The 23,626-nt window shown below is 64.6% G+C and carries 26 protein-coding genes and 1 tRNA gene; 3 read left to right on the forward strand and 24 right to left on the reverse strand.

What is annotated here, in order from left to right:
• Positions 1-89 precede the first annotated feature (89 nt).
• On the forward strand, positions 90-2,237 hold the full coding sequence (locus L338_RS04440) for a hypothetical protein (protein WP_022697162.1): 2,148 nt from the start codon (positions 90-92) through the stop codon (positions 2,235-2,237).
• Positions 2,238-2,243: 6 nt separating this feature from the next.
• On the opposite strand, the gene L338_RS04445 is transcribed toward L338_RS04440, so the two are convergent.
• The 16 genes from L338_RS04445 to L338_RS04515 all read right to left on the reverse strand — a co-directional run bounded on the left by L338_RS04445 (position 2,244) and on the right by L338_RS04515 (position 13,122).
• Positions 2,244-2,319, reverse strand: a tRNA-Phe gene (locus tag L338_RS04445).
• A gap of 93 nt (positions 2,320-2,412) precedes the next feature.
• The gene (locus L338_RS04450; RefSeq protein WP_022697163.1) at positions 2,413-2,601 is read right to left on the reverse strand and encodes a DNA gyrase inhibitor YacG; all 189 of its coding nucleotides are present in this window, start codon (positions 2,599-2,601) and stop codon (positions 2,413-2,415) included.
• A gap of 12 nt (positions 2,602-2,613) precedes the next feature.
• Positions 2,614-3,498, reverse strand: coding sequence for a phytanoyl-CoA dioxygenase family protein (locus L338_RS04455; RefSeq protein WP_022697164.1), 885 nt, complete (start codon positions 3,496-3,498; stop codon positions 2,614-2,616).
• Between the two features lie 14 nt (positions 3,499-3,512).
• Positions 3,513-4,577, reverse strand: coding sequence for a ribonuclease E/G (locus tag L338_RS04460; RefSeq protein WP_033310562.1), 1,065 nt, complete (start codon positions 4,575-4,577; stop codon positions 3,513-3,515).
• On the reverse strand, positions 4,570-5,169 hold the full coding sequence (locus L338_RS04465) for a Maf family protein (protein WP_022697166.1): 600 nt from the start codon (positions 5,167-5,169) through the stop codon (positions 4,570-4,572). Before L338_RS04465 ends, L338_RS04460 begins: the two co-directional genes overlap by 8 nt.
• Before the next feature lie 13 nt (positions 5,170-5,182).
• Positions 5,183-5,401 carry a translation initiation factor IF-1 gene (gene infA, locus L338_RS04470; protein ID WP_022697167.1) on the reverse strand — a complete coding sequence of 73 codons (219 nt, stop codon included), beginning with the start codon at positions 5,399-5,401 and terminating at the stop codon, positions 5,183-5,185.
• 51 nt (positions 5,402-5,452) lie between these two features.
• A complete protein-coding gene (locus L338_RS04475; RefSeq protein WP_022697168.1) occupies positions 5,453-5,899 on the reverse strand; it encodes an arsenate-mycothiol transferase ArsC in 447 nt (148 codons plus the stop codon).
• Positions 5,896-6,384, reverse strand: coding sequence for a UPF0262 family protein (locus L338_RS04480; RefSeq protein ID WP_022697169.1), 489 nt, complete (start codon positions 6,382-6,384; stop codon positions 5,896-5,898). The genes L338_RS04475 and L338_RS04480 overlap by 4 nt, the downstream gene beginning before the upstream one ends.
• A 6-nt stretch (positions 6,385-6,390) precedes the next feature.
• On the reverse strand, positions 6,391-6,828 hold the full coding sequence (locus L338_RS04485) for a DUF2948 family protein (RefSeq protein ID WP_022697170.1): 438 nt from the start codon (positions 6,826-6,828) through the stop codon (positions 6,391-6,393).
• Positions 6,829-6,842: 14 nt separating this feature from the next.
• The gene (murA, locus tag L338_RS04490; protein ID WP_022697171.1) at positions 6,843-8,111 is read right to left on the reverse strand and encodes a UDP-N-acetylglucosamine 1-carboxyvinyltransferase; all 1,269 of its coding nucleotides are present in this window, start codon (positions 8,109-8,111) and stop codon (positions 6,843-6,845) included.
• A gap of 85 nt (positions 8,112-8,196) precedes the next feature.
• The gene (locus L338_RS18085) at positions 8,197-8,325 is read right to left on the reverse strand and encodes a hypothetical protein (RefSeq protein ID WP_022697172.1); all 129 of its coding nucleotides are present in this window, start codon (positions 8,323-8,325) and stop codon (positions 8,197-8,199) included.
• 19 nt (positions 8,326-8,344) lie between these two features.
• A complete protein-coding gene (locus L338_RS04495) occupies positions 8,345-9,769 on the reverse strand; it encodes an amidohydrolase (RefSeq protein ID WP_022697173.1) in 1,425 nt (474 codons plus the stop codon).
• A 95-nt stretch (positions 9,770-9,864) separates the two neighbouring features.
• Positions 9,865-10,395 carry a GNAT family N-acetyltransferase gene (locus tag L338_RS04500; protein ID WP_022697174.1) on the reverse strand — a complete coding sequence of 177 codons (531 nt, stop codon included), beginning with the start codon at positions 10,393-10,395 and terminating at the stop codon, positions 9,865-9,867.
• The gene (locus L338_RS04505) at positions 10,392-11,468 is read right to left on the reverse strand and encodes an N-acetylneuraminate synthase family protein (RefSeq protein WP_022697175.1); all 1,077 of its coding nucleotides are present in this window, start codon (positions 11,466-11,468) and stop codon (positions 10,392-10,394) included. The genes L338_RS04500 and L338_RS04505 overlap by 4 nt, the downstream gene beginning before the upstream one ends.
• A complete protein-coding gene (locus L338_RS04510) occupies positions 11,366-12,340 on the reverse strand; it encodes an SDR family oxidoreductase (RefSeq protein WP_022697176.1) in 975 nt (324 codons plus the stop codon). The genes L338_RS04505 and L338_RS04510 overlap by 103 nt, the downstream gene beginning before the upstream one ends.
• Complete coding sequence (locus L338_RS04515) at positions 12,337-13,122, reverse strand: cytidylyltransferase domain-containing protein (RefSeq protein WP_022697177.1); 786 nt, start codon at positions 13,120-13,122, stop codon at positions 12,337-12,339. The genes L338_RS04510 and L338_RS04515 overlap by 4 nt, the downstream gene beginning before the upstream one ends.
• A 125-nt stretch (positions 13,123-13,247) precedes the next feature.
• Between L338_RS04515 and pseB the strand changes: the two genes are divergently transcribed.
• Positions 13,248-14,330 (forward strand): UDP-N-acetylglucosamine 4,6-dehydratase (inverting), encoded by a 1,083-nt coding sequence (gene pseB / locus L338_RS04520; RefSeq protein WP_022697178.1) that lies wholly within the window; start codon positions 13,248-13,250, stop codon positions 14,328-14,330.
• Here the strand turns inward: pseB and L338_RS04525 are convergent.
• The 7 genes from L338_RS04525 to flbT all read right to left on the reverse strand — a co-directional run bounded on the left by L338_RS04525 (position 14,318) and on the right by flbT (position 19,158).
• Positions 14,318-14,506 (reverse strand): hypothetical protein, encoded by a 189-nt coding sequence (locus L338_RS04525; protein WP_022697179.1) that lies wholly within the window; start codon positions 14,504-14,506, stop codon positions 14,318-14,320. The genes pseB and L338_RS04525 overlap by 13 nt on opposite strands.
• A 116-nt stretch (positions 14,507-14,622) precedes the next feature.
• Positions 14,623-15,459 carry a flagellin gene (locus L338_RS04530; protein WP_022697180.1) on the reverse strand — a complete coding sequence of 279 codons (837 nt, stop codon included), beginning with the start codon at positions 15,457-15,459 and terminating at the stop codon, positions 14,623-14,625.
• Positions 15,460-15,660: 201 nt separating this feature from the next.
• Entirely contained in the window at positions 15,661-16,038 is a 378-nt protein-coding gene (locus L338_RS04535) for a flagellar protein FlaG (protein WP_022697181.1), read from the reverse strand.
• Between the two features lie 145 nt (positions 16,039-16,183).
• A complete protein-coding gene (locus tag L338_RS04540) occupies positions 16,184-17,011 on the reverse strand; it encodes a flagellin (protein WP_022697182.1) in 828 nt (275 codons plus the stop codon).
• Positions 17,012-17,326: 315 nt separating this feature from the next.
• Positions 17,327-18,163 (reverse strand): flagellin, encoded by an 837-nt coding sequence (locus tag L338_RS04545; RefSeq protein WP_022697183.1) that lies wholly within the window; start codon positions 18,161-18,163, stop codon positions 17,327-17,329.
• A 224-nt stretch (positions 18,164-18,387) separates the two neighbouring features.
• Complete coding sequence (gene flaF, locus L338_RS04550; protein WP_022697184.1) at positions 18,388-18,762, reverse strand: flagellar biosynthesis regulator FlaF; 375 nt, start codon at positions 18,760-18,762, stop codon at positions 18,388-18,390.
• Between the two features lie 3 nt (positions 18,763-18,765).
• Positions 18,766-19,158: a flagellar biosynthesis repressor FlbT gene (flbT, locus tag L338_RS04555; protein ID WP_022697185.1), complete on the reverse strand. Its 393-nt coding sequence runs from the start codon at positions 19,156-19,158 to the stop codon at positions 18,766-18,768.
• 190 nt (positions 19,159-19,348) lie between these two features.
• On the opposite strand from flbT, the gene L338_RS04560 reads away from it, so the two are divergent.
• Positions 19,349-21,088, forward strand: a complete 1,740-nt coding sequence (locus tag L338_RS04560; protein WP_022697186.1) for a tetratricopeptide repeat protein — start codon at positions 19,349-19,351, stop codon at positions 21,086-21,088.
• A gap of 21 nt (positions 21,089-21,109) precedes the next feature.
• On the opposite strand, the gene L338_RS04565 is transcribed toward L338_RS04560, so the two are convergent.
• A complete protein-coding gene (locus tag L338_RS04565) occupies positions 21,110-23,506 on the reverse strand; it encodes a zinc-dependent metalloprotease (protein ID WP_022697187.1) in 2,397 nt (798 codons plus the stop codon).
• Positions 23,507-23,626: the final 120 nt, after the last annotated feature.

Below are 23,626 nucleotides of genomic sequence, written 5' to 3' on the forward strand. Positions count from 1 at the left end.
AGCATGCGCCCGCCGAATGCGAGGGGCAAAACCGCGCGGCCCGCGTTTTCTTTTGGTTCAGCTGTGCACGCCTTTGCGCTACAAGCGTATTGAGCGCCGCCATCGCCATTCCCGGGTCATCATTCTTGGTCGTCTCCGCAATCATTTCCGCGCTTGTCGTGCTGGGCGCCCTTGGCGCGGCGGCCCTGGCGCTGACACGGCTGGCCGGGCCGCGTAACGGCGCGGCCTTCGTGGCCGGTTATCTGATTGCGTTTCTCGCCATCACCGCCGCCTTCACGGAGGCCGTGGGCCGGATTTCCTTTACCCGGCCCGCCTATGTCGCCGCTGCGCTGGCGCTGCTGGCCGCCGGTCTCGCCACACTCTATTTTTTGTGGGGGCAGGCGCGCTTACCCAGGCGCAGCCTTCCCTCCCCCGGCGCCATTCCCGCCATTGTCTGGCCGTTTGCAGCGGCATGGATCCTGTTACTGCTCTATGGCGCTTACGCGCAGATCGTGACGCCCGCGAGCATCGGGGATGCGTTGCGCTATCATTTCGCCGCCCCCGTCAGCTGGGCGGCGATGGACCAGATCGCCTACGCCCCGGAAGCCGATTTCAGGATCAACCACTTCCCCCACGTCACGGGATTGCTCTGGGGCTTGCCGCTGGTCCTGATCGGCAGCGACATTCTCTCCGGCCTGTTTCCATTGCTATGCGTTTTCGCGCTCTGGCCCGCTGTGACCTATTTCATCGCGCGCAGTTTCGGCGCGGACGCCGCGCCGGCTTTCATTCTGTCCGTCACGGCCTCATCCGCGCCGCTGGTCCTGTTGCAGGGCATGAATCACGGGGCCGATATTCTGTTCTGGGCGGCGTCCCTGACGGCCATTTTCACCGCTCTCCGTCAGGATCAGTTCAGACTGAACTGGATCATCTTCGCCGCCGCCGCGGGGCTTGCGCTGGGAACCAAGAGTTTTGGCGTCGTGACCGTCGCCTTCGCCGCCCTCATATGGTTCGTCCAGCGCATCCGGCTTAGCGATCAGACCGGCCGCTTTGCCGTGGTCGGCTCCGAAACGCTCGCCGCGGGCGCTGTCATCCTTGCGATTGGCGGCGCGGTCTATCTGGCGAACCTGACAGGCTTCGGAAACCCGCTCTATCCTTATGACTTTCCCGTAACGTTCGGGGCGGCCCCGCTGCCGGAACAATTCTATGACAAGGGGGTCATCAGCACAGAGGCGTCTCATTGGGACGCGTTTCTGGCGATCGTGAAACTGGCCCCGCACCTGCTGCTGTCGCTTCCGCCCCTGGACCGCGATTTCATGGCGAATTCGGGCGGTTTTGGCATCCTTGCGCCGGTGCTGACGCTGTCCTTCGCGGCGGCCGCCGCCGTGTTTCACGCAAGAACCGGCTTCCGGGACCAGCCGGAAGCCGGGCGTTTTTATATTTTCGCCGCCGCCATCCTGGCGGCCAACGCCATCCTGATCACGCAATGGGGCTTTCAGGTCGCCCAGGAAGGCGCCGACAATTACTCGTCCGTGGGCCGCTATCAGGTGTTCTGGCTGGCGCTGCTGGCGGCGGGGCTGGCGCTGATGGTCACCAGGCTGCCGCGGGCGCGCCCCGGACTCTATGTGCTTCTGGGACTTTGCATTCTGTATAACGCCCAGATCGTGACCCGCGGCCACGCGGTCTCTCTCGACTTTATAGACCGCCGTCTGGACGCATTTCCGGACCGCACCGCGCAGGGCCTGCAGAACGAATATATGTCAGCCATGGTCATCCAGCTGCTGAAGCAGTTTCCGGAGGCCAATCTGCTTCTGATCAATTCCGGGGAGCACACTTACAGCTTTCATTTTCCGTCCTTCGAGCGGCGGGTCTTCGTGTCTCCTCTCAACAGCCCCAGCAAGAACATCCTGCGCCCCCGGTCCGGCGATCGCCGTATCTATGATGCTATTCTCGGCCGGGCGGAAATACCGGAGCAATGTGTCGGCATCGTCGCCCGGGCGCATCACATCGCCGGCCGCAACCCGTACCGGGCCGCCAATTACGCGCTGATCGACCAGACGGTCTTTGAAAACCGGGTCCGGTTCATTTTTGAATATCGCGGGGCGGCTTTCCTCGGCCAGGACGCGCGTTTCCGGCTCATCCACACAACAACGCACCGCCGTCACCCGGCCAATGTCTACGAAGTCAGGGAAGACGCCGCGCCGCTCTGGCGCAGATTCGCCGATTGTCTTGAGAGCGGACCAGACGCTGATCTTCAGTGAGGAAAATGGTGCCCGGGGACAGAATTGAACTGCCGACACGCGGATTTTCAATCCGCTGCTCTACCAACTGAGCTACCCGGGCCCCGTCGCGAATCCCGTTTGAGGGACAGCGTTCGCATGGGCGAGAGGCGCGCTTATAGGCGAGGCGAAAAGCCAAGCCAAGACCGCGCGGCGCCTAATTTCCATCCTCTTCCGTTTCGAGGCGGCTGCGCGGGTCCACAGGCTCCCCCGGTATGGCGTATTTGCCCTTCAGCCAGCGGCCAAGGTCGACGTCCGCGCAGCGGCGCGAACAGAACGGCTTGTAGCTCTTGTCCGCGGGATCGCCGCAGATCGGACAGGCGGGACTGGCTGTTTTACGGGGCATGCGGACCTTTTCTTATCGTTGCGGCAGGCTGACATCATTCTCGAAGCTGGAGGCGCTGTGCGTCCTGAACGCCAGGCTCGCCTCCGCCGGCGGCTGGATGCCGCCCTCATGCAGCTCCCCGCGCACCAGGCGCATCCCGAATTCGCCGATATCGGCGTCGCGCGTCGGCGCGCATTCGGCGCTGGCGGCGTGCATGGTGATCACCCGCCGGCGCCGCTCTGACCGGTTGCCAAGGCTCTTGTGCCAGGTGCGGGAATTGAACAGCACCGCATCCCCGGCCTTCACTTCCAGCACTTTCGCGCCTTCGGCCTCGTCCGCGCCCGGAATATGGAAGCTGCCCATATTCACCAGCCCGTCGGGATATTCGTGCGCCGCCACCCCGTTCTTGTGAGACCCCGGCACCACGACCAGCGTGCCGTTCGACTCATCGGCGTCATCCAGCGGGATCCAGCAGCCCAGCACTTTTTCGTGCGGGCCGAACGGAAAATAAAAGGCGTCCTGATGGAAAGGGTGCACCGCGTCGGCCACCTTGGGCGGCTTGTAGATCATCATCATCAGGAAGGCGATCAGGTCCGGCCCCAGCAAGTCCTCCACCGGGTCCAGAAGCTTCGGCGTATAGGTGAAATCGCGGAAGGTCTGGTCGAACCGGTCCGGGTTCATCAGCTTCCACAGCCCGTCTTCGGGATCTTCCGGCGCCGGAACAACCCCCTTGGCGATACGCACGTCGCGCATGATGCGGGACTTGGCCTCCGGCGGATACTCGCCGTGCGCCACCGCGCGGGCGCGCGCCTTGTAGGTCTCGATCTCGTCCGCCGAAAGCACGCCGGGGATGACGATATAGCCATCCTCCCAATAACCGGCGATCTGTTCAGCGCTCAGCACCTTGCCGTCTTCCATGATGTCCTCCCTCCCTAGCGGAGTTTCACGTCCGCCCTGTCGCGCGCGGCCTCCGGATCGTTCTCGATCTCGAAGCGCGGGCCGAGTCTCTCGGTCATCGCGGCGCGCCAGCCGATTGTATCGCGCTTCAGCCAGCCAATCACCTCCGGCGCTGCGCGTAGCGTCAGTTGCGCGCCGCGATTGGCCGCCCCTTCCCGCTCCAGCGCCCGCAGCGCGGCCAGCGCCGCGCTCTCCACGCTCAAGGCCCCGTCCTCGTTCAGCATGATCTCCGCCAGCGGCCGTTCGGCCCGCTCGCGCGCGATTTCCATGATCCCGAAGCGCGACAGCCCGGCGAACTCCACCCGGCGCGGATCGTTCGCGAACGCCTTGCGCATGGCCGCGTCCGCCTCCTTGCGGGCCGGGCGCGGCAAATGCGGCAGGTCCACGGCCAACAGGCCGCCCAGCCCGCGCAACCGCGTCTGGAAAGCGATTTCCGCGGCGGCGTCGACAATCAGCGATTTGGTCGCGCGCGCCTTGCCGCCCTTCATTTCGCGTCCGCCGGAATCCACATCAATGGCGGTCAGCGCCCGCGTCGGCTCGATCCAGAGCGTCCCCCCGCCGGGGATCGCCGCCCGCGCGCCCAGGGCCGCATGGATCGTGTCGTCAATATCCGTCCGGTCCACGATTTCCGCCTGCCGGACGACAATCTCGTCCTCCGGAAAACGCGCGCCCCAGCTCGCCTCGCCGGACAACAGCTCCGGGGCGTTCGCGCCCGGCTCCGCCAGCGCCTCGAACACCATCAGCGGGCCTTTATCCGCGTGCGCCTCGGCCCGTACGCGCGCCTCCACGGCAGCGCCCTCGGTCACGTCTTTTCGGTCTTTCGAGAGCGGCATCCAGCCCGCAGGCCCCACGCCCAGTTCCACGAAGGCCCCGCCCCGCGCCCGGTCGATGCTGGCGACGCGGACGCGATAGCGAACCCCGGCGGCGGCGAAGCGGCCCGCCTCGCTCCAGCGGTCAACATGAATCTCGGCAATGCGGCCGCCTTCGATCAGGGCGGTGCGGGTCTCGCCCACCGCCGCGTCGATCAGCAACTCACGCATCGCCGTCATCGCCGGCAAGAATCGGATAGCCCCGCCCGCTCAACAGGCTGGCGGTCTCGTATAGCGGCAGGCCCACCACCGCCGAATGAGATCCATTGATATGGGTGACGAACATTTCGGCCATGCCCTGCACGCCATAGCCGCCCGCCTTGCCCCGCCATTCCCCGCTTTTCAGATAGGCGGCGATTTCGGCCTCGGTCAGGCGCTTGAACTTCACCTGCGTCTCGACACAGCGTTCAGACGCCGCGCCATCGGGCGCGATCAGGCAGATGGCCGTGATCACCGTGTGGCGGCGGCCCGACATCAGGGTCAGGAAGCGGCGCGCCTGCGCCTCATCTTCCGGCTTTTCCAGAATCCGCCGTCCCACCGCCACGACCGTATCCCCGGCCAGAGTGAAAGCGCCCTCTTCCGCCACGGCCCGCGCTTTCTCGCGCGCAAGCCGCTGCGCGTAGGGGCGCGGCAGCTCGGCCCTGGCGGGCGTTTCATCAATGTCGGCTGGGCTGATCCGGTCCGGCGTGACGCCGATGCGGGCCAGCAGCTCCGCGCGTCGCGGGCTGGCGCTGGCCAGGATCAGGGGCGCGTCCGCACGCATGCCGGCGCGCGGCTTACTTGAAGCGATAGGTGATGCGCCCCTTGGTCAGGTCATAAGGCGTCATCTCGACCAGCACCTTGTCGCCGGCCAGCACGCGGATGCGGTTCTTGCGCATCTTGCCCGCCGTGTGGGCGATGATCTCATGGTCGTTTTCCAGTTTCACCCGGAAGGTCGCGTTGGGCAGAAGTTCGACAACCTCGCCCGGAAATTCCAGCAATTCTTCTTTCGCCATGCGGCTCCTCTAACTCGGTAATTTTGCGTATTTGCGCCTGTATATGGCGCCTCAAAGCGGATTCGTCGATAGATCGGCGAAGCGCGCTGCAATCCGGCGGTCCAGATCGTCCCGCAGGGCGCGGAACGCCTCCAGCCGCCGCTCGCGCGATCCGGCCTCCATCGTGGGGTCGGGAATGGGCCAGAATTCAGTCTCGACCGACAGCCCCTTGGTGATTTCCTTCGCCCGCAGGTCGGCTTCCTGCGTCAGGCTGATAATCAGGTCGAAATTATTCTCTTCCAGGTCCTCGAACGCCTTGGCCTCGTGCCCGCTCATATCCACGCCCAGCTCGTCCATAACGAATTCGGCAAAGGGGTCGGCCATGCCCGCCATGACGCCGCAGGATTCCACGTGCAGCCATTTGCCAAACCGCCGCCGCGCCAGCGCGGCCGCCATCGGCGAGCGGATGGAGTTCATGTTGCAGGCGAACAGCACGGCGGCGGGTCTGGAAGCGCTCATGTCACCACGCCCCGGCGCGACAGCGCGCAGATCAGCGTGAACAGCCGCCGCGCGGTGTCGAAATCCACCTCGACCTTGCCCGACAACCGCTCCTGCAACAGCTCCGATCCCTCATTATGCAAACCCCGGCGGCCCATATCGATCGCCTCGATCCGGGAGGGGGCGGCGGTGCGGATCGCCTCGTAATAGCTTTCGCAGATCATGAAATAGTCCTTGATGACGCCGCGAAAGGGCGACAGCGAAAGAACAAAGGTATGGACCGCCTCGCCTTCGGGCCGGCTGACCGCCATGACCAGCCGCTGGTCGGCCAGCGACAGATCCAGCTCGTAAGGGCCGGTCTCGCTGTCTTTGGGCTTGAAGCTGTTTTCTTCCAGCAAGTCATAGATCGCCACGCGCCGCTCATGCTCCGCGTCGGCGCTGGAGGCGGCCAGCGACGCCTTGTCCAGCCGCACCGCGACCAGCTTGTGCTCCGCGCTATCGCTCATGAACGCCTAGTCATCGGCGTGTTCGGGCGCGCGCCGCGTCGGCCAGGGCGCTGAGACATCGGCCAGCAGCGCATCGATACATTCGACCTCCAGCCGCATTTCACCGCCGCCGGAGAAGATCAGGCGCAAGGCCCCGCCCGGCGCTTCGCCCGGCTCGAACTCGATGGCCAGCAGCTCGACCACCGCCTCGGCGGCGTCGCGTTTCAGGTTTCTGGCCTTTGTATCCATCACGTCGTGGAAGCGCACGGCGCTGCGGACGCGCTGCTTGCGCCCCTGCTCCGCCGCTTCCCACTGGAAACGGTTGAACTCGGCGGTGAAATGACGCTCGGTCCGGTCATAGCGAAAATCGCCCAGCCGTCCGATCGCATCCTGAAGCGCGGCGGAGATGATCTTCAGATCCTCCGCATCCTCGGCCTTCAGCTTCAGCGGCTTGGGTTTCGCCATGGAATATCCTGTCCCTATTCGCCCGGGGCGCGCCGCACCTCGGCGCCTACCCGGCCCAGCTTTTCTTCCAGCCGCTCAAAGCCGCGGTCAAGATGATAGACGCGATTCACCTGCGTCTGCCCCTCGGCGACCAGCCCCGCAATCACCAGCGAAACCGAGGCCCGCAAATCCGTCGCCATGACCGGCGCGCCGACCAGGCTTTCCACGCCGCGCACCACCGCTTCATTGCCATCGACGCGGATATTGGCGCCCATGCGGTTCAGCTCCGGCGCATGCATGAAGCGATTCTCAAAGATATTTTCGCGGATGACCGAAGCCCCGTCGGCAATCGTCATCAAGGCCATGAACTGCGCCTGCAGATCGGTCGGAAACCCCGGATAGGGCTGGGTCGCCATATCGACCGAGTGCGGCCGAGAGGACGGATCGCGAGAGATCGTCACGCTGTCCCCGTTCAGCCCGATTTCCGCCCCCGCCGCTTCCAGCAGCGGCCACAGGGCGTGCAGATGTTCTTCGCGCACGCCGGTCAGGCGCACCTTGCCGCCGGCCGCCGTGGCGGCGATGGCGAACGTGCCCGTTTCGATCCGGTCAGGCACCACGGAGTAGGTCCCGCCCGACAGGCGCTCGACGCCCTCGATCCGGATCGTGGACGTGCCCGCGCCTTCGATCTTCGCGCCGAAACTGTTCAGGAAATCGGCCAGGTCGACGATTTCCGGCTCCCGCGCCGCGTTCTCCAGAACGCTCTCGCCCTTGGCCAGCGCGGCGGTCATCATGGCGTGCTCGGTCGCGCCGACCGAAACGAAAGGGAAGTTCACATGGCCGCCGCGCAGCCCGTCCGGCGCGAAGGCGTGGACATAGCCGGCCGACAGCTCGATGGCCGCGCCAAAGCGGCTGATCGCCTGCAGGTGCAGGTCCACCGGCCGCGCGCCGATGGCGCATCCGCCGGGCAGGGAGACTTCCGCCTTCCCCGCGCGCGCCAGAAGCGGGCCCAGCACGTTGAAGCTGGCGCGCATCTTCCGCACCCGGTCATAGGGCGCCACGGTCGAGGTAATATGCGGCGCGTGAAGATGGGTGACATTGTCGCCCTCTTCATCCACCGCCATTCCCAGATCGCCCAGCAGATCGGCCAGAAAGCGCGTGTCGCGCAGCCGCGGCATGTTGGTCAGCGTGATTTTTTCGTCGGTCAGCAGCGCCGCCGCCATCAGCTTCAGCGCCGAGTTCTTGGCGCCGGAAATCGGAATGTCGCCGTTCAGCGGCTTGCCGCCGCCAATGATAATGGAATCCATGATGCTCCGCGGGCGTTACGGGTTGAGAGTTTCGGGCCTTATGGCGTGATGAGGCGAAAACACAACGGCCAAGTGAAGGCGCGGTTCAGGCGTCTTTGCGGTTTTTCTCCTTTACCGCCTTGGACGCCTGCTTCCGGCGGCGGAGGTTTTTGCGCAATTCCTCCGCCAGCCGCGCCTCGCGCTCTTCCTTTTCCGTTTTTCCGTCTCCGGCCATGGTTCGACCCTGCGCCTTGCTATTTGCGGTAATCAAGCGGCGGCTCGCGGTCGCCCAGCAGCGCGTAATATTCGAAGTCCGGCCCGATCAGGGACTGGTACTCGTCCTTGGCGGACTGCAGCAGCGCCTCGTCCGTGTAGAGATCGGTCGCGGTCATCGCCAGCACCTTGGCGGCGTTGATCATGCCCTTGTGGCCGATGCTCATGCCGCCCGCCGCAATCGCCTGCCAGCTATGGGCCGACGTGCCGGGCACCCAGGTCGCCGTGCGCAGGCCCGCCGTCGGCGCGACCCAGCTGACATCGCCCACATCGGTGGAGCCATAGCTCTGCTCCATCTCGTAGGGATAGACCTCTTCCTGAGAGCCCAGCTCGATTTCCGGGCTGTCCAGGGATTCGCGAATTTTTTCGGCGAAGGCCAGTTCCTCGGCGTCATATTCCACGCCGCCGACTTCCTGCAGGTTTTCATGCATGCGCTTTTGCAGCGATTCATTAGCCAGCAGCGGACGGTTGCCGTGCATCACTTCCACGTCCACCTCGGTTCCCGTGCCGGTCGCGGCCCCTTCGGCGGCCTTCAGAACGCGCGCCCAGACCGCTTCCAGTCCGTCCACCTCGGGATTGCGGACATAGTAATAAACCTGCGCGGAATCGGGCACCACGTTCGGGGCTTCGCCGCCTTCGGTGATCACGTAATGAATGCGGGTTTCCTGCGTCACGTGCTCGCGCAGCATGTTCACCATCATGTTCATGGCCTCGACGCCGTCCAGCGCGCTGCGGCCCTTTTCGGGCGCGGCGGCGGCATGGCTGGAAACGCCCGTGAAGGTGAAACGTCCCGAACGGTTGGACAGGTTCGATCCCGGATTGGCCTTGTTCTGGTCCGAGGGGTGCCAGTGCAGCACTGTGTCGACATCGCCGAACAGGCCCGCGCGCGCCATATACACCTTGCCCGAACCGCCCTCCTCGGCGGGCGTGCCATAGACGCGGATGCGCCCCGGCGTGCCGGTTTCTTCCAGCCAGTCGCGCACGGCCAGCGCCGCGGTGACCGAGGCCGACCCGAACAGGTGGTGGCCGCAGGCCTGGCCGGCGTGCTTGCCCTCGACAATCTCTCGCGTCGGCGAGGCGGATTGCGAAATCCCCGGCAGGGCGTCCATCTCGGCCAGGATGGCGATGACCGGACCGCCCTCGCCCCATTCGCCGATGAAGGCGGTCGGGATTCCGGCCACGCCCTCCTCGATCTCGAACCCTTCGCTCTCCAGCCGCGATTGCAGCAGGTCCGTGCTCTGCGTTTCCTGATAGCCGACTTCGGCCCAGTTCCACAGCTTCTCGGCGGTATCGACCGCCATATCCTCGCGTGCGTCCACGCGCTCGGCGACATAGTCATGGGCGTCCTGCGCAAAGGCGGGCGCGGCCAGAAGGGCGACGGAAAGGGCTGTGGTGACAAGGCGCATGCGGTCTAACTCCCCGAAAGATTCATCTCTTCGATTTCGGGAGTCACGCTAGGGCGGCGCGGCGCGCTTCGCAATGCGGCGGGGACGTTCAGGCGCTAGCCGAAATATTCGCGGTCCAGCAGTCCGTAGAAAAGCGAGTCCGACCAGCGTCCCTCCGACCAGTGGGTCTCGCGGTGCCGCCCTTCCAGTTTGAAGCCGAGGGCGGGCAGGAAATCGCGCTTGGCGGAATCGAAATCGTAAATCTCCGCCCACACCCTGTGCAGGTTCAGTTCCTCGAACCCGTAGCGCAGCAACAGGCGCGCGGCGTCCGGCGCGAAAGTGTCGTCGATATAGAGATCGTCCGCGCCCAGATAGATGGAGAAATCGGCCGAGCGGCGCAGCCAGTCGATATAGCAAAGCCCGCACGCGCCCAGCAGCCGCCCGCTCGCCTTCTCGGCAATGGCGAACATGCGCACCCGGTCGTCCCTGCAGACCGTGTTCTCGTACCAGCCCTTCTGCATGGAAGGCGTGATGTCGCGATACTCGCGGAAATAGCGGCGCTGGTCCGGATTGTTCCGCCAGACGCGCAGCGCTTCCAGATCCTCTTCAAGGATCTCGCGCAGGGCCGTATGGGTCCCGCTCATCATGCCAGGTCGTCCCGCAGCAGGGCGGAGCCTTTCAGCTTGTCCGCCGTCAGCGTCGTCCCGACCACGTTGCCCATCTCGAACGGTTCGATGGAGCCCTCGGGGCGGGGCCGCAAAGCCTCCAGGTCGTCCTCGCCAATCGTCTCCCCGGCTTTCATCGCGCGGGTCAGGCGCAGGCAGCGGCGCTGCACCACCGCGCTGTCATGTTCGTTCGGCTCAATCCGCTTCACCCCGTCGCCCAGCGCCAGCTCCAGCTCCCGCGTGCGGTCCACCATTTCGCGCCAGCTGTGCGGATTCATGGAGAAGGGATGGTCCGGCCCGTCGCGGTCATTGTCGTCCGTGAAATGCTTTTCCACCGCGCACGCGCCCAGCGTGATCGCGCCCAGCACCGCCGCATGGCCCGGCGTGTGATCCGACAGGCCCAGCGGCAGGCCCGGCCAGCGTTCGGCAAACCCCTTCAGCACGTTCAGATTCACATAGCCGAAATTCTTCGGATCGCCCGTGTAATTGGTGTTGCACTGCATCAGGCAGATCTGTCGCGTCTCGGTCAGCGCCGCGTCCATGGCGCGCTCGACATCCGCCATGTCAGCTGCGCCCGTGGCGATGAAAACCGGCTTTCCGGTGCGCGCCACCGTGCGGATCATCTCCGTCCAGGCGATGTCGCCGGAGCCGATCTTGTAGGCCTCCAGATGCGGCGCCATCAGCTCCACCGCCTGCAGGTCGTAGGGCGTCGTCATGTAATCGATGCCGGCCTTGCCGCATTCGGCGACCAGCGTTTCGGTCCAGTCGCGCGGCGTCTGGTATTTCTCGAAAATCTCGTAGACGGACTGCTTCCACTCGGACTGGTGGGCCATCTGACCGCCCAGCGCCTTGAAGCCTTCGTCGGAGACAATGTCGCGGGCCAGAAAATGCTGGAACTTGGCGCAGTCCGCCCCGGCTTCCTTCGCCAGATGGATCAGCGAGACCGCGCGGTCTAGCTGCCCGTCATGCGAAGAGGCAATATCGGCGATAAAATAGGCCGGCGCGCCCCGCGCGACCGTCCGGCCATTGATTTCGAATTGTTCGTCCCATTCCATTCGGGCGCATTTCCTTCAATCGTGTCGGCCAGCGCCGCGCAGACCTCCAGAAGGTCCGGCAGCGGGCGGCCCAGTATGGCTTCGGCGCGGCGCACATCCAGCCCTAGGCTCAAGGCGCGCGGCGGCGTCATCCCCCGCGCCGTTCCGCGCTCCGCCCAATCAAGAACGATTCCCATCGCTGCGGCGAGGTCGTGAACAAACTCCCATTTGGAGGACACGTCGCTGGACGCCACGTTCAGCACGCCCGACGCCCCCGCCGCGTGCAGATCCAGCACGGCCGCGGCCAGCGACTCCGCATCAATGGTGGAGGTGAAGAAATCCTCGAACAGGGTCAGGCGGCGGCGCTCGCGGATGGAGGCGGCGGCCCAGTCGGCGAAAGTCGGCGTCTCGCGGCCCGGATTATGGCCGGTCACATTGGTCCGCACGACCAGCGCGCCGGGCGCTTCCAGCGCGTATTCCTCGCCGGCAAACTTCGATCGCGCATACTCGTTCAGCAGCGTGACCGGCGCGTCCTCGTCATGGGCCGCGTCGCCATCGCCGTCGAAATAATGGTCCGTGGAAATCTGGATCAGCGCCCCGCCGGTCTCCCGGCTCCAGCGGGCCAGATCGCCCACCGGCGCGGCGTTCACCGCATGCGCCAGCTCCGGGTCCGCCTCGCAGGCTTTCAGATCCACGATGGCGGCGGAATTGATAATCCCGTCCGGCTTCACCGCTTCCAGCGCGCCGGAAAGCCAGTTCGCCTGGCGAATATCGACGGGAAGGTCCGCCCCGCGCCGGGCCGCGGTGACCACGGAGTCGCCGCGCTGGCGGATTTCGGCGCTGATGGCCCGGCCGAGGGTCCCCGACCCTCCAAGGACGAGCCACCGCTTCACGCCGCCGGCTCCAGCGTCTTGCGCGCCGTGGTCAGGGTCGCCTTTGCGCCGGCTGTCAGCCGCGCCTCGTCCACCCGGCCTTCATTGGCGTTCAGCAGATGCGCGTTATCCATGCAGAAGCGGATCAGGGCCGGCGCGCTGACCGTCGCCGCGGCCTCCCCCAGCGCCGCGTAGATATCGCGGCACAATTGCAGGTCTTCCGGGTAATCCAGCGTCCAGCGCAGACGCTCGCCCCCCTCCCCGGGGCCGAGCAGCGCGGCGCGGACCAGATTGGGATTGGTCCGCAGCCATGGCGTTACGTGTTCGCGGTCATAGGGGTCATGCGCTTTCCGGTCAGCCTCATGCAGAAGCGCGGCCGGAAAGATGTCGCAGTCCAGCCCGTGCGGAAATCTCGGCGGCATGTTGTTGCAGGCGTAATCGGCGCGGGAACTGGCCAGCAATTGCGCCGTCTCGCCGCAAATCTGCGGATCAATGAACGGACAGTCGGAGGTCACGCGCATCACGGTCTCCGCGTCCGCCTCGCGCGCCGCCCTGGCGTAGCGCGACAGCACGTCCTTTTCGGACCCGCGGGAAACAAAATAACCCTTGTCGGCGGCGAACTCGGCCAGCTCGTCATCGTCTTCGATGTCGGGAATGGCGGCGACCACCAGGTCCGCGCCGGGAATTTGCCTGCAACGGTCGAGACACCGCTCCAGCGCGGTTTTCGCGCCCAGCATTTCCAGAATCTTGCCCGGAAGCCGGCTGGACCCCGTGCGGGCCTGAACGATAACGGCGAAGCTCACGTGTCTCGCCCCCCTTGGTCTGGAGACGAAACAGACATTACAGGCGTGCGGCCTAATGAGCCGTTAACCAAAACCGGTCAGTTTCGACCCTGAAAACGAATCCGTCGAAGGGGACGACCCGATCCATGACCGCCGAAACGGACCAAGCCAGCGCCGAGCGCAAGCTGGAAGCCCTCATCTCGCGCCGCGATTTCCGCGCCCCGCGCGCCGACCTCAACGGCAAGACCATTCTTGTCACCGGGGGCACCGGCTCTTTCGGGCACAAATTCGTCGAGACCGTGGTCTCCGAATACAAGCCCAAGAAACTGATCATCTTCTCCCGGGACGAGCTGAAGCAATACGAGATGGCTCAGCGTTTCCCCGTCGAGACCTATCCCTTCATGCGCTATTTCATCGGCGACGTGCGGGACGTCTCGCGCCTGACGCAGGCGATGCGCGACGTTGATATCGTCGTCCACGCCGCGGCGCTGAAACACGTCCCCATCGCCGAGTACAATCCGTTCGAGTGCATCAAGACCAATGTCATGGGAGCCGAGAACGTGGTCCGCGCCGCCATCCAGGCCGGCGTGAAACGCGTCTGCGCGCTGTCCACGGACAAGGCCGCCAATCCGGTCAATCTCTACGGCGCCTCGAAACTGGCCTCGGACAAGATCTTCACCGCCGCCGAACATATGGGCGGCGCCGGCGGGCCGGTCTTCTCGGTCGTACGCTACGGCAATGTCATGGGCAGCCGCGGCTCGGTCGTGCCTTTCTTCCGCAAGCTGATCGCGGAGGGCGCGGACTCCCTGCCCATCACGGACGCGCGCATGACCCGCTTCTGGATCACGCTGGAGCAAGGGGTGAATTTCGTCCTCTCCAGCCTGGAGCACGCCAAGGGCGGCGAAATCTTCGTGCCGAAAATCCCGTCCATGACCACGGTGGAGCTGGCCAAAATCCTCGCCCCGTCGCTGGAACAGAAAATCATCGGCATCCGGCCGGGCGAAAAGCTGCACGAGACGATGGTGCCGGAAGACGACGGCCGCTGGACCGTGGAGATCGAAGACCGCTACGTCATCCTGCCGGCCTTCTCGCCGGAGAAGAAACAGGCATGGCTGGCCGACGGCGCCACGGAAACGCCGGAGGATTTCTCATACTCCTCCGACACCAACCCGGAACGCTTCGACGCCCGCGCCCTGCAAGCCATGGTCGAGAAAAGCTACGCGGCCTGAGCGGTCTTCATGCGGGCGGCTACATCCAGCGCCCGCGAGCCGATCCCGATGCTCATAACCACCCGGACGGGGAAATAGACCAGCGCCGGCAGGCCAAACAGCCGCCGCACGAACCCGTCCGGCATGACCGCGGCCGCGCTCAACCAGCCGAAGATCACCAAAGCCCCGCGCATCATCCGCCCCCGCCATGCGGCGCAAACCCTATTGCGCCCGGACGCCCGGCCACCTCAATGCGAAAAGCCCGCCGTTTCCGGCGGGCCCTTCATCATGACTACGCTGTCTGTTGAGCGGGCTATCCGCCGCCGAACAGGGACAGGATGATCTGCGGCTGGCTGTTGGCGATGGAGAGCGCCTGAACGCCCAGCTGCTGCTTCACCTGCAAGGCCTGCAACTTGGCGCTTTCCTTGGCCAGATCCGCGTCGACCAGATTGCCCACGCCCACTTCCAGCGAGCCTTTCAGCTTGTCGACGAAGGAGTTGTGCGCCTCGATCTTCTTGAGGTCGGAGCCGAGATTGGCCAGCGCCTGGTTCACATTGTCCAGGCTCGCCTTGATCTGGGAGACCGCCTCGGTCGCCAGCGTCACGGTTCCAAGACTTGCCGAGGAGGACAGGGAAATGATGGAGCCGGAGAAGGTGAAGTCCTGCGTCTTCAGCGTCAGCGTGCGCGCAGCGTCCGCATCGGCCAGGAATTCAATGCCGCCGGAGATCGACCCGTCCAGAATGTTCGCGCCGTCAAACTCGGCGTTCTGGATGATGACATTGATCTGGTCGATCAGCGCCTTGAAGTCGGCGTTATAGGCTTCGCGGCTGAACGTATCCAGGGACGGGTCCATGGCGGCTGTCGCCTTTTCCCGCATTTCCACCAGCAGGTCGGAGATGCTCTCCCCCGCCGCCAGCGCGATATCGGAAATGGAGTTCGCCCGGTCCAGGCTCGTCGAAACGGCGTTCAGCGCCCCCGTATCGGCGCGCATCCCCTGCGCGACGGCGTAAACGGCGGCGTTGTCTTTCGCGCCAGATACTTTGAGGCCCGTATTGATGCGGTTTTGCGCCTGCTCAAGATCAACATTGGTCTTGTTCAAATTCTGCAGGGCGATCAGCGCCGACTGATTTGTGTGAACGCTAAGTACCATGGTCCTGCTCCCACTAAAGGCGAACGTAGTCTTCCCGCCCACGGAGCAATGGCCGTGCCAAGGTTAATCGATATCCTTAACCTCAATAATTTCAGTAACTTGGATAAAACAACGCCGCGCATTGCCAGAATGCGCGGCGGTCAGTGCGGCAATAAATGTCTGCTGATCCGGCAGTTTTGACCGACCCGGCGGCCTTGACCGTCAGACTTTCCGGTCGACGATCTGCCCGTCCAGCCCGCGGAAGAATTCCGACAGCTTCAGCATGTCTTCCCGCGGCCACTGGCGAAGCTGCTCGCCCGTCTCGCGGTTTATGATGCGATAGACGAAAGCGCCTGTCGCTTCGTCTTCGTCGATCATCAGCTGGGCTTCGAGGTTCAGCGCGGCCCGGATTTTCTCCTGGAACTCGCGGTGACGGCGCTCCTGGTCCTGATCGTCCGCCCGGCGGACAATCTCGACATCAGAGGCGTAACGCGGCGGAACGATCCGCTTGTCGTCGCCCTGGGCCGTCTCTTCACGCTTTTCGGATTTCGCCGAAGGCGCGGCAATCAACGGCGTAACGGGTGATATTTCGCCATTCATGACACCACACGGCCGGTCCCGGACCGGCTCCTTCCACTTGTCAAAGCGCTAGGGATCACTTCGTACGCGGCCGGCTTCGGCCCGGAAAAATGGAGTCGGCGGGAGCTGGACCCCTCTAGCTCCCGCCTCTCCGTGGAGCTTCCGTCTAGCGGAAGAGACCCAGAAGCGTCGACGGCGCCTGGTTGGCGATCGACAGGGCCTGAATGCCCAGCTGCTGCTTGACCTGCAGCGACTGAAGCTTGGCGCTCTCTTTGGCCAGGTCGGCGTCCACAAGGTTGCCGATACCGGTTTCCAGAGAGTCGGACAGCTTGGTCACGAAGGTGGAGTGGATCTCCAAAGACTTCGAGCCCGTGCCCAGGCGGGCCAGGGAGCTGTTGAGGTTATCCAGCGAGGTTTCGATGGCCGTAACCGCCGCGCTCGCGTCAGTTGTCGTGTCGATGGAGTCGGACGCGCCAAGCGTCACAACCGAACCCGACAGAGACATGTCTTCGGAGCCAACGGTGATGGTGTTGGAGCCATCAGCGTTCGCAAGAGCGACGAAACCGCCCGTGGCAGAACCGTCGATCAGATTCGTGCCGTTGAATTCGGCGTTGGAAACGATCGTGCCGATCTGATCACGCAGCGCCTCGAAGTCCTCGTTGAGGGCGTCGCGGCTGGCCGTATCCAGAGACTCGTCGGAAGCCGCCAGGGCTTTCTCTTTCATCTGGATCAGCAGATCAGAAATTGCTTCGCCGCCGGCCATGGCGACATCAACGGTCGAAACCGCACGGTCCAGCGAGTTTTGAACGGCGCTGAAGCCGGCAACGTCCGAACGCATTTTCTGCGCAATGGCGTACACGCCGCCATTGTCCTTCGCGGACGCGACCTTCAGGCCGGTATTGATACGGTTCTGGGTCTGAGCCAGCTCCGAATTGGTGTTGTTGAGGTTTTGCAGGGCGATCATCGCGCCCGGATTCGTATTGACAGTGACCATTCTTGGTCTCCCTTCCGTCTTTTTGACAGTTCCCCGCGCTTTTTGCGCAGGGCAAGGGCCTTTTGCCCCCGCATCCTCCGTCGCAATGACGGCGCCGTTTTCTTTTTGCGAAAGGTTCGATTAACCAAGGACTTATAAATAGTTGAGTATATTGCGGTTTATATCGCGCCCTTCTCCGATTTCAGACATGCGTCATCGACGGGTCGGTAAATTCGACCCGGCAAAAATTGCCTGCCCGGCAAGATTTTCTTGTTATCGGACCCATTTCAAAAAACGGCGGGGCCGCCGCGGAGGCGGCCCCGACGAGGCGCGAACTTACTGGAAGAAGCCCAGGATGGATTGCGGCGCCTGATTGGCGATTGAAAGCGCTTGAATGCCCAGCTGCTGCTTTACTTGCAGTGCCTGCAACTTCGCGCTCTCCTTGGCCAGGTCGGCGTCGACCAGGTTCCCGATGCCCGTTTCCAGCTCGTCGCTCAGCTTGGTCGCGAACGTGGCATGGATTTCCAGAGCCTTCGATTTCGTGCCCAGACGCGCAAGCGACTCGTTCACGTTCTCGAGCGAAGTATCGATCTGCGTCGCTATCGTGCTGGCGTCAGACGCGGTGCCAAACGAAGCCGTGCTCGAAAGCGTCACGATTGAGCCCGAGAGAGACATGTCCTCGGAACCGACCGTGATCGTGTTCGAACCTTCAGCGTTCGCCAGCGCCACGAAGCCGCCAGTCGTCGATCCATCGATCAAATTGACGCCGTTGAACTCGGCGTTCTCGACGATGGTCGCGATCTGATCGCGCAGGGCCTTGAAGTCTTCGTTGAGTGCGTCACGGCTTTGCGTGTCCAGCGACTCATCGGCGGCTCCAAGGGCCTTTTCCTTCATCTGGATGAGCAGATCGGAAATCGCCTCGCCCGCGGAAAGAGACACGTCGACCGTCGACTGACCACGGTCCAGCGATTGCTGAACCACGCCATAGCCGGCGACTTCGGCGCGCATCTTCTGGGCAATGGCGTAGATACCGCCATTGTCCTTCGCGGAGGCGACCTTCAGCCCGGTATTGATCCGGTTCTGAGTCTGCTCAAGCTCCATATTCGTCTTCGACAGATTCTGCAGGGCGACATACGCGCCCGGATTGGTGTTTACAGAATTGCTGATAGCCATTTTAGGGTCCTTCCATTCTGGAAAACGAGACCGGGACGCTTTTGCGGCCGGCAGGGCATTTTGCACCGCCGCAAGGATCGCAAACGTCATGCCGGTTTCCAGGCGGAAGACCGGCGGCCAAGTCCTTGAATTTCAGGAATTAATTACAGGCGACGCATACAGCGCGCAGGCGCGCGGCAAGTCTTGCCGGGCATGCGGGCGCTTTTCTGCCGGGCGGTCAGCGCCTAGTTGGCGCTGGAGCCGGGGGCCAGACCCTGCATTATGGTGCGGTTGATGTCGATCAGCGGCTCGAAATCGGCGCCCTGCTGCATCACGTCGCGCGAATATTTCCGCACGAACATGGACAGCGAGATGATGCCGGCCCGCAGCTCCTTGGGCAGGCCGTTGGCCTCGTCCGCGCAATCGGTGGCCAGCGCCGACCAGACGCTGCGGTTCCAGGCCAGCGCCGCGGCGCGTTTCTGCATTTCTTCGCGCGGCGCCTGCGACGCCTCGATCAGCGACCGCGTTACCTGTCCGAACAGCCGGTATTCCGTATCGCGCGGGTTTTCGCTGCGCGTCGTGCTCGACTGATACGCTTTCTGATAGGCCTGAAGAGTCATTCCCTACCCCTTGAGCCGCTCGTCTTCGTAGGTGATCAGCTTGCGGCAGCGCAGCAGCGCCTTGTACAGCTCGCCCGCCATCACGTCGCGGCTGACAGAAACGCACTCGGCGAGGATCTCCGGATTGCTCAGCGCATTCATGAACTCGGTCATGCGCAGCACGAAGTCGTCGTAATATTCCCCGCTGTTTGTGCTCTGGTTCAGATACATCATCATCACCGGGAAATAGATGCGCCGCGCCGGCGAAGTCGCCTCGCCCTGCTGCATGATGTCCTTCTCCCGAAGGACAGACGCCTTGTTCTGCAGAACCAGGTTCGCCCGGCGGTCCCCGTTCTGCACGACCGCGCCGTTGAGAACGAACTTCTCGCCGGGTTTCAAAGACAGTTTCAAAGGCATTGGCGGGGTCTCGGGTCTTTCTAGCCCACAGGGGCTTTCTGAATTGCAATTTTGATCAAGAGGAATGAATGAAAACTTTAAACGAATTTGGAATTTACACGAACCCTCATGGTTAATCGGGCTTTAACCGCCCGCCTCCAATCTGCTTCGCGAATCCCTGATTTTCCGCGCCAGACGAGGGCCCTTCCACATGACGCCACAACAGGACCAGCCGGAGGGCCGCGCCCTCAAGGACGCCGCCGACCGCCGCCTGATGCCTAAAGTGGAAGCCGACGATTCCATCCAGCGTAAGACGATCGCCATCCTGAAGCGCGCCCTGAAGGCGGCGGAAACCCATAACGAAAAAGCGATCGACCTCGCCCAGAAGGCTGTGGCGACGGACCCGTCTAGCGGCCTCGCCCACCATGTCGCGGGCGTGACGCTGGACCGCGCCGGCCGGCTTTCGCAGGCGTTGCAGCATTACGAAAACGCCTGGCGCCTGACCCCGGAAAACGCCGACATCTACCAGAATCTGGGCCTGGTCGCCTGGAAGCTGGACATGGTCGACGCGGCGGAGAAATTTTTCCGCCTCTATCGCAAGATGCGCCCGAACTCGACCGACGGCGCGATCAATCTGGCCGGGGCCCTGCGCGACAAGGGCCAGTTCGACGACGCCGCGCAAATTCTCCAGACCTCGGTTTACGCCAATATGGCGGAGCCGACCCTGTGGAACGCGCTGGGCACCGTGCTGCTGGAATCCGGCGATCCGGGGCAGGCCGTCACCTTCTATAACGAAGCGATCCGCCTGGACCCCGATTTCGCGCGCGGCTGGCACAACCTCGCTTACGCGCTGGACCTGATTGGCGATCTTCCCGGCGCCATCTCGGCGTTCGAGAACGCGCTGGAAAGCCCGGGCTCCCCCGGCGACGCGGCGGAGATGCGTCACGGCCTCGCTCATACGCTGCTGGCCGACGGTCAGGTGGCGCGCGGCTGGGACGAATACGCCGTCCGCCTGACCCGCGACTACAACAAATCCACCGTCTTCCTGATCAAGGCCCCGCGCTGGGAAGGCGATACGGGAGAGCTGAAAGGCAAGCGCGTGCTGCTGGTGGGCGAGCAGGGCCTGGGCGACGAGATCCTGTTCATGAACGCCGCCCGCGACCTTCAGGACGTCATTGGCCCGGACGGCGAACTGATGATCGCCTGCACGCGCCGCCTGGTCCCGCTGTTCCAGCGCTCCTTCCCAGACGCTCATGTCGGCCAGCACGGCACGTTCGAGGCCGAGGGCAAGAAATTCCGCGCCGTCACATGGCTGGAAGAGCAGGGCGGCTGCGATGTCTGGCTGCCCATGGGCGAGCTGGCCCGCGCTTTCCGCGGCGAAACCGCCGCCTTCCCGGACCGCAGCGGATACATGACGCCGGACCCCGAATGCGTCGCCGCCATCAAGGCGCAGCTGGACGCCATCGGCCCGGGGCCGAAAGTCGGCATCGTGTGGAAATCCATGCTGATGACCACCCAGCGCTCGAAATTCTTCTCACCGTTCGAGCAATGGCGCAGCGTTCTGGAAACGCCCGGCGTCAGTTTCGTCAGCCTGCAATATGGCGACACGGCGGACGAACTGGCCCGCGCCGAAGCCGATTACGGCGTGAAGATCCACCAGCTCGACGATCTGGACCTCAAGGACGATCTGGACGGCGTCGCCGCCCTCGGCGCGGCGCTGGACCTGTCCATCGGCCCGATGAACGCCTCCACCAACCTCGCCGCCTCCACCGGCGCCGATGTCTGGTTCATCGCCTACAAGTCGCACTGGCCGCTGCTCGGCGCGGGCCGTCTGCTCTGGTATCCGCAGACGCGCGCCTTCTCCCCGGAAAACTGGGGCGACTGGAAGTCCACGATGGGCGATATCGCCAGCGCCCTCAAACAGCGCCTTTCAAAAGAAAAGGCGGCCTGACGGCCGCCTTTTCCTACCCCTCTACCGCGTCGAGCCGATCGGGCTGCCCGGCGGCGTTTCCGGGCCTGCCACCTGCGGGTCGGCCGCGCTGGCCGGACGCGCCAGATGCGCCTCCACCCGGTCAGCCAGCCACGCCGCCGCCTCGCTGTCGGCCACCCGCAAGCGTCCATAGACTCGCTTCAGCCGCGCCCGCGCTTCCGACCGCACGGAAAGCGACGCCGCGGCGTCCTGGTCCAGCGCGATCAGCGCGGACACATAACGCCCCTGCACCGCATGACGGATCCGGGTCTGCCGCGCCGTTTCCTCTTCCCCCGGCGTGAACAGCGCCGCGTCCGCGGCGTCCAGCACCGCGCCAAAGTCCGGCGCGCCGCCTTCCGCCTGCGCCAGACGCTCCGCCCGCCGCGAATCCAGCAGCGATCCCAGCGTGATGTCCGCCGCGCTTTCCGCCGCCGCGATCAGATCGAAGGCCGGGGCGCTGCGATTCTCGAACAGCTCCCCGCCCGCCAGCTCCCGGTCCGGATTGGCCGGCGCCAGAACGCCCAGCACCGCGTCATCCACGTCCAGCGCCTGCGGCGACAGCGTGTCCAGCACCGCCGAAAGCGCCCGGCGCTGATCCGCCGCGCCCACCGGCCGCGGCGGCTCCGCCCCGTCCCCGCGCGCCGCATAGGCGTAATCATAACCGCCGATCATCTTGGCGGCCGCCGCGGTCTGGAAGCGGTGATAGAGATAGATCGGCACGAACACCTCGCGCAGATCCGCCATCGGGTCGCCGGCCTGGATGCGGTCGGCGGCGAAACTGTCCAGCGCGATGCGGCGCACCCGCATCACATTGTTCAGCTCCCGCGCCGCGTCCGCGCCATTGTCCCAGACGCTGGTCCTGGCGTGGCCCGTCCCGGGCGCGCGCCCGTCGCCATCGGCGATATAGACCAGGCCCTGCTCCCGCGCGTCCTCGACCAGATTGTCCAGAAACGCCCGCTCGCTCTCGCCCTCGGGCGCGTCGTCATAAAGCCAGGTGATCGCGAACTTGTCCCATTCGCCGATCCCGACGTCATAGGCGTCGGAGAAATCCAGCGTGCCGTCGCCGCGCGCCTTCACCCACGGCGCGGGATAATCCATCACCGATTGCCGGTCATAGGCGCTGGCCGCGAAATTGTGATGCACGCCGATCGCGTGCCCGACCTCGTGCGCTGAAAGCTGGCGGATGCGGTCCAGCGCCAGCTCCACCGGGTCGTCATCCTCGCCGGTGCCAACCTTCGCGGTCCCGGCCAGTCCCTCGAAAATCATCCGGTCCTGCCGCACGCGCTGGGAGCCGAGGATCACATGACCCTTGATCCGCTCGCCCGTGCGCGGGTCCACCACGCCGCCGCCATAGGACCAGCCGCGCGTCTGGCGATGCACCCACTGAACCACGTTGTAGCGGGCGTCCAGCGGATGCGCGCCTTCCGGCAATTCCTCCACTTTGAAACCGCCGGGATAGCCCGCCGCCTCGAACGCCTCGCCCCACCAGGACGCGCCCTCCATCAGCGCGCTCTTCACCGGCTCCGGCGCGCCCGGATCGATATAATAGGTGATCGGCTCGCCCTCGGTCTGGCGGTGCCGCACGGCGTAGCGTTTCACCACAGCCTCATCCAGCGGCGCGGAATAATCATAGAAAGCCGTGTGGATCGTGCCGACGCGCGGGTCGAATTCCCGCGGCTCGAACCCCTCGCCCGGCAGCCGCACAAAGGAATGATGCTGGCGCAGCGTCACCGCGTTCGGGTTCGCCGCCGTCGCCCGCACTTCCGGCCCCGGATTGGCGGAGGCGAAGGTCAGGAAGGAATCCAGCTCCACATTGTCCGGGAAGGTCAGAACCGATCCCGGATCGACCATGGACCGGCCCGCGTCCAGCGCAAACCCGGCCCCGTCCTCGTCCATCGCCCCGGCCAGCTGCAGCCCATCCTGGCTCACCATGCCGCTGATATCGGCCAGCACGGCGCCGTCCGGTCCGCGCCCGACAATCTCGCCCGACCACAGGAAAGAGTCCGCAAAGGACTCATCCACCGCGTCCTGCTCCAGCGGATTATCCGCGGTTGCGCGATAGCGGGTATTCTCGGCGGCCACGACCAGTTTCGGCCCGACCACGCGGAACGTTACCAACTGCCCGGAATCGCCCCAGCCCCGGTCCAGCCCCAGCGGGTTGGAGCCCAACCCGGCCGACAGCCGCTGCGCATAGATGGCCGTCAGGGCCACGCCGTCCTCGCCGGGCGCGGGCAGTTCGGCCAGCACCCGGCCCTCCTCCGCATCCACCCAGACATCGAAGAAGCCATCCTGCTTCTCCAGCCCCGCAACCGCCTCGTCATAGGCGCTTGCGCTGTCGGCGCCCGTATCGTCACAGGCCGCCGCCAGAACCAGAACCGCGCAAATTACCGCTATTCGCATGTCGCTCCCCGAAACCGTCAAAACTTCGACGCGCACCTTGGCGCAGCGTTCCGGTCCGCGCAAATCGCATCTGGGCTGACGTTTACGTCACCCGCTTGCGGCCTTGCCGCGCGCGGTCTC

The organism is Euryhalocaulis caribicus, from assembly GCF_000412185.1.
Classification (GTDB): domain Bacteria; phylum Pseudomonadota; class Alphaproteobacteria; order Caulobacterales; family Maricaulaceae; genus Euryhalocaulis; species Euryhalocaulis caribicus.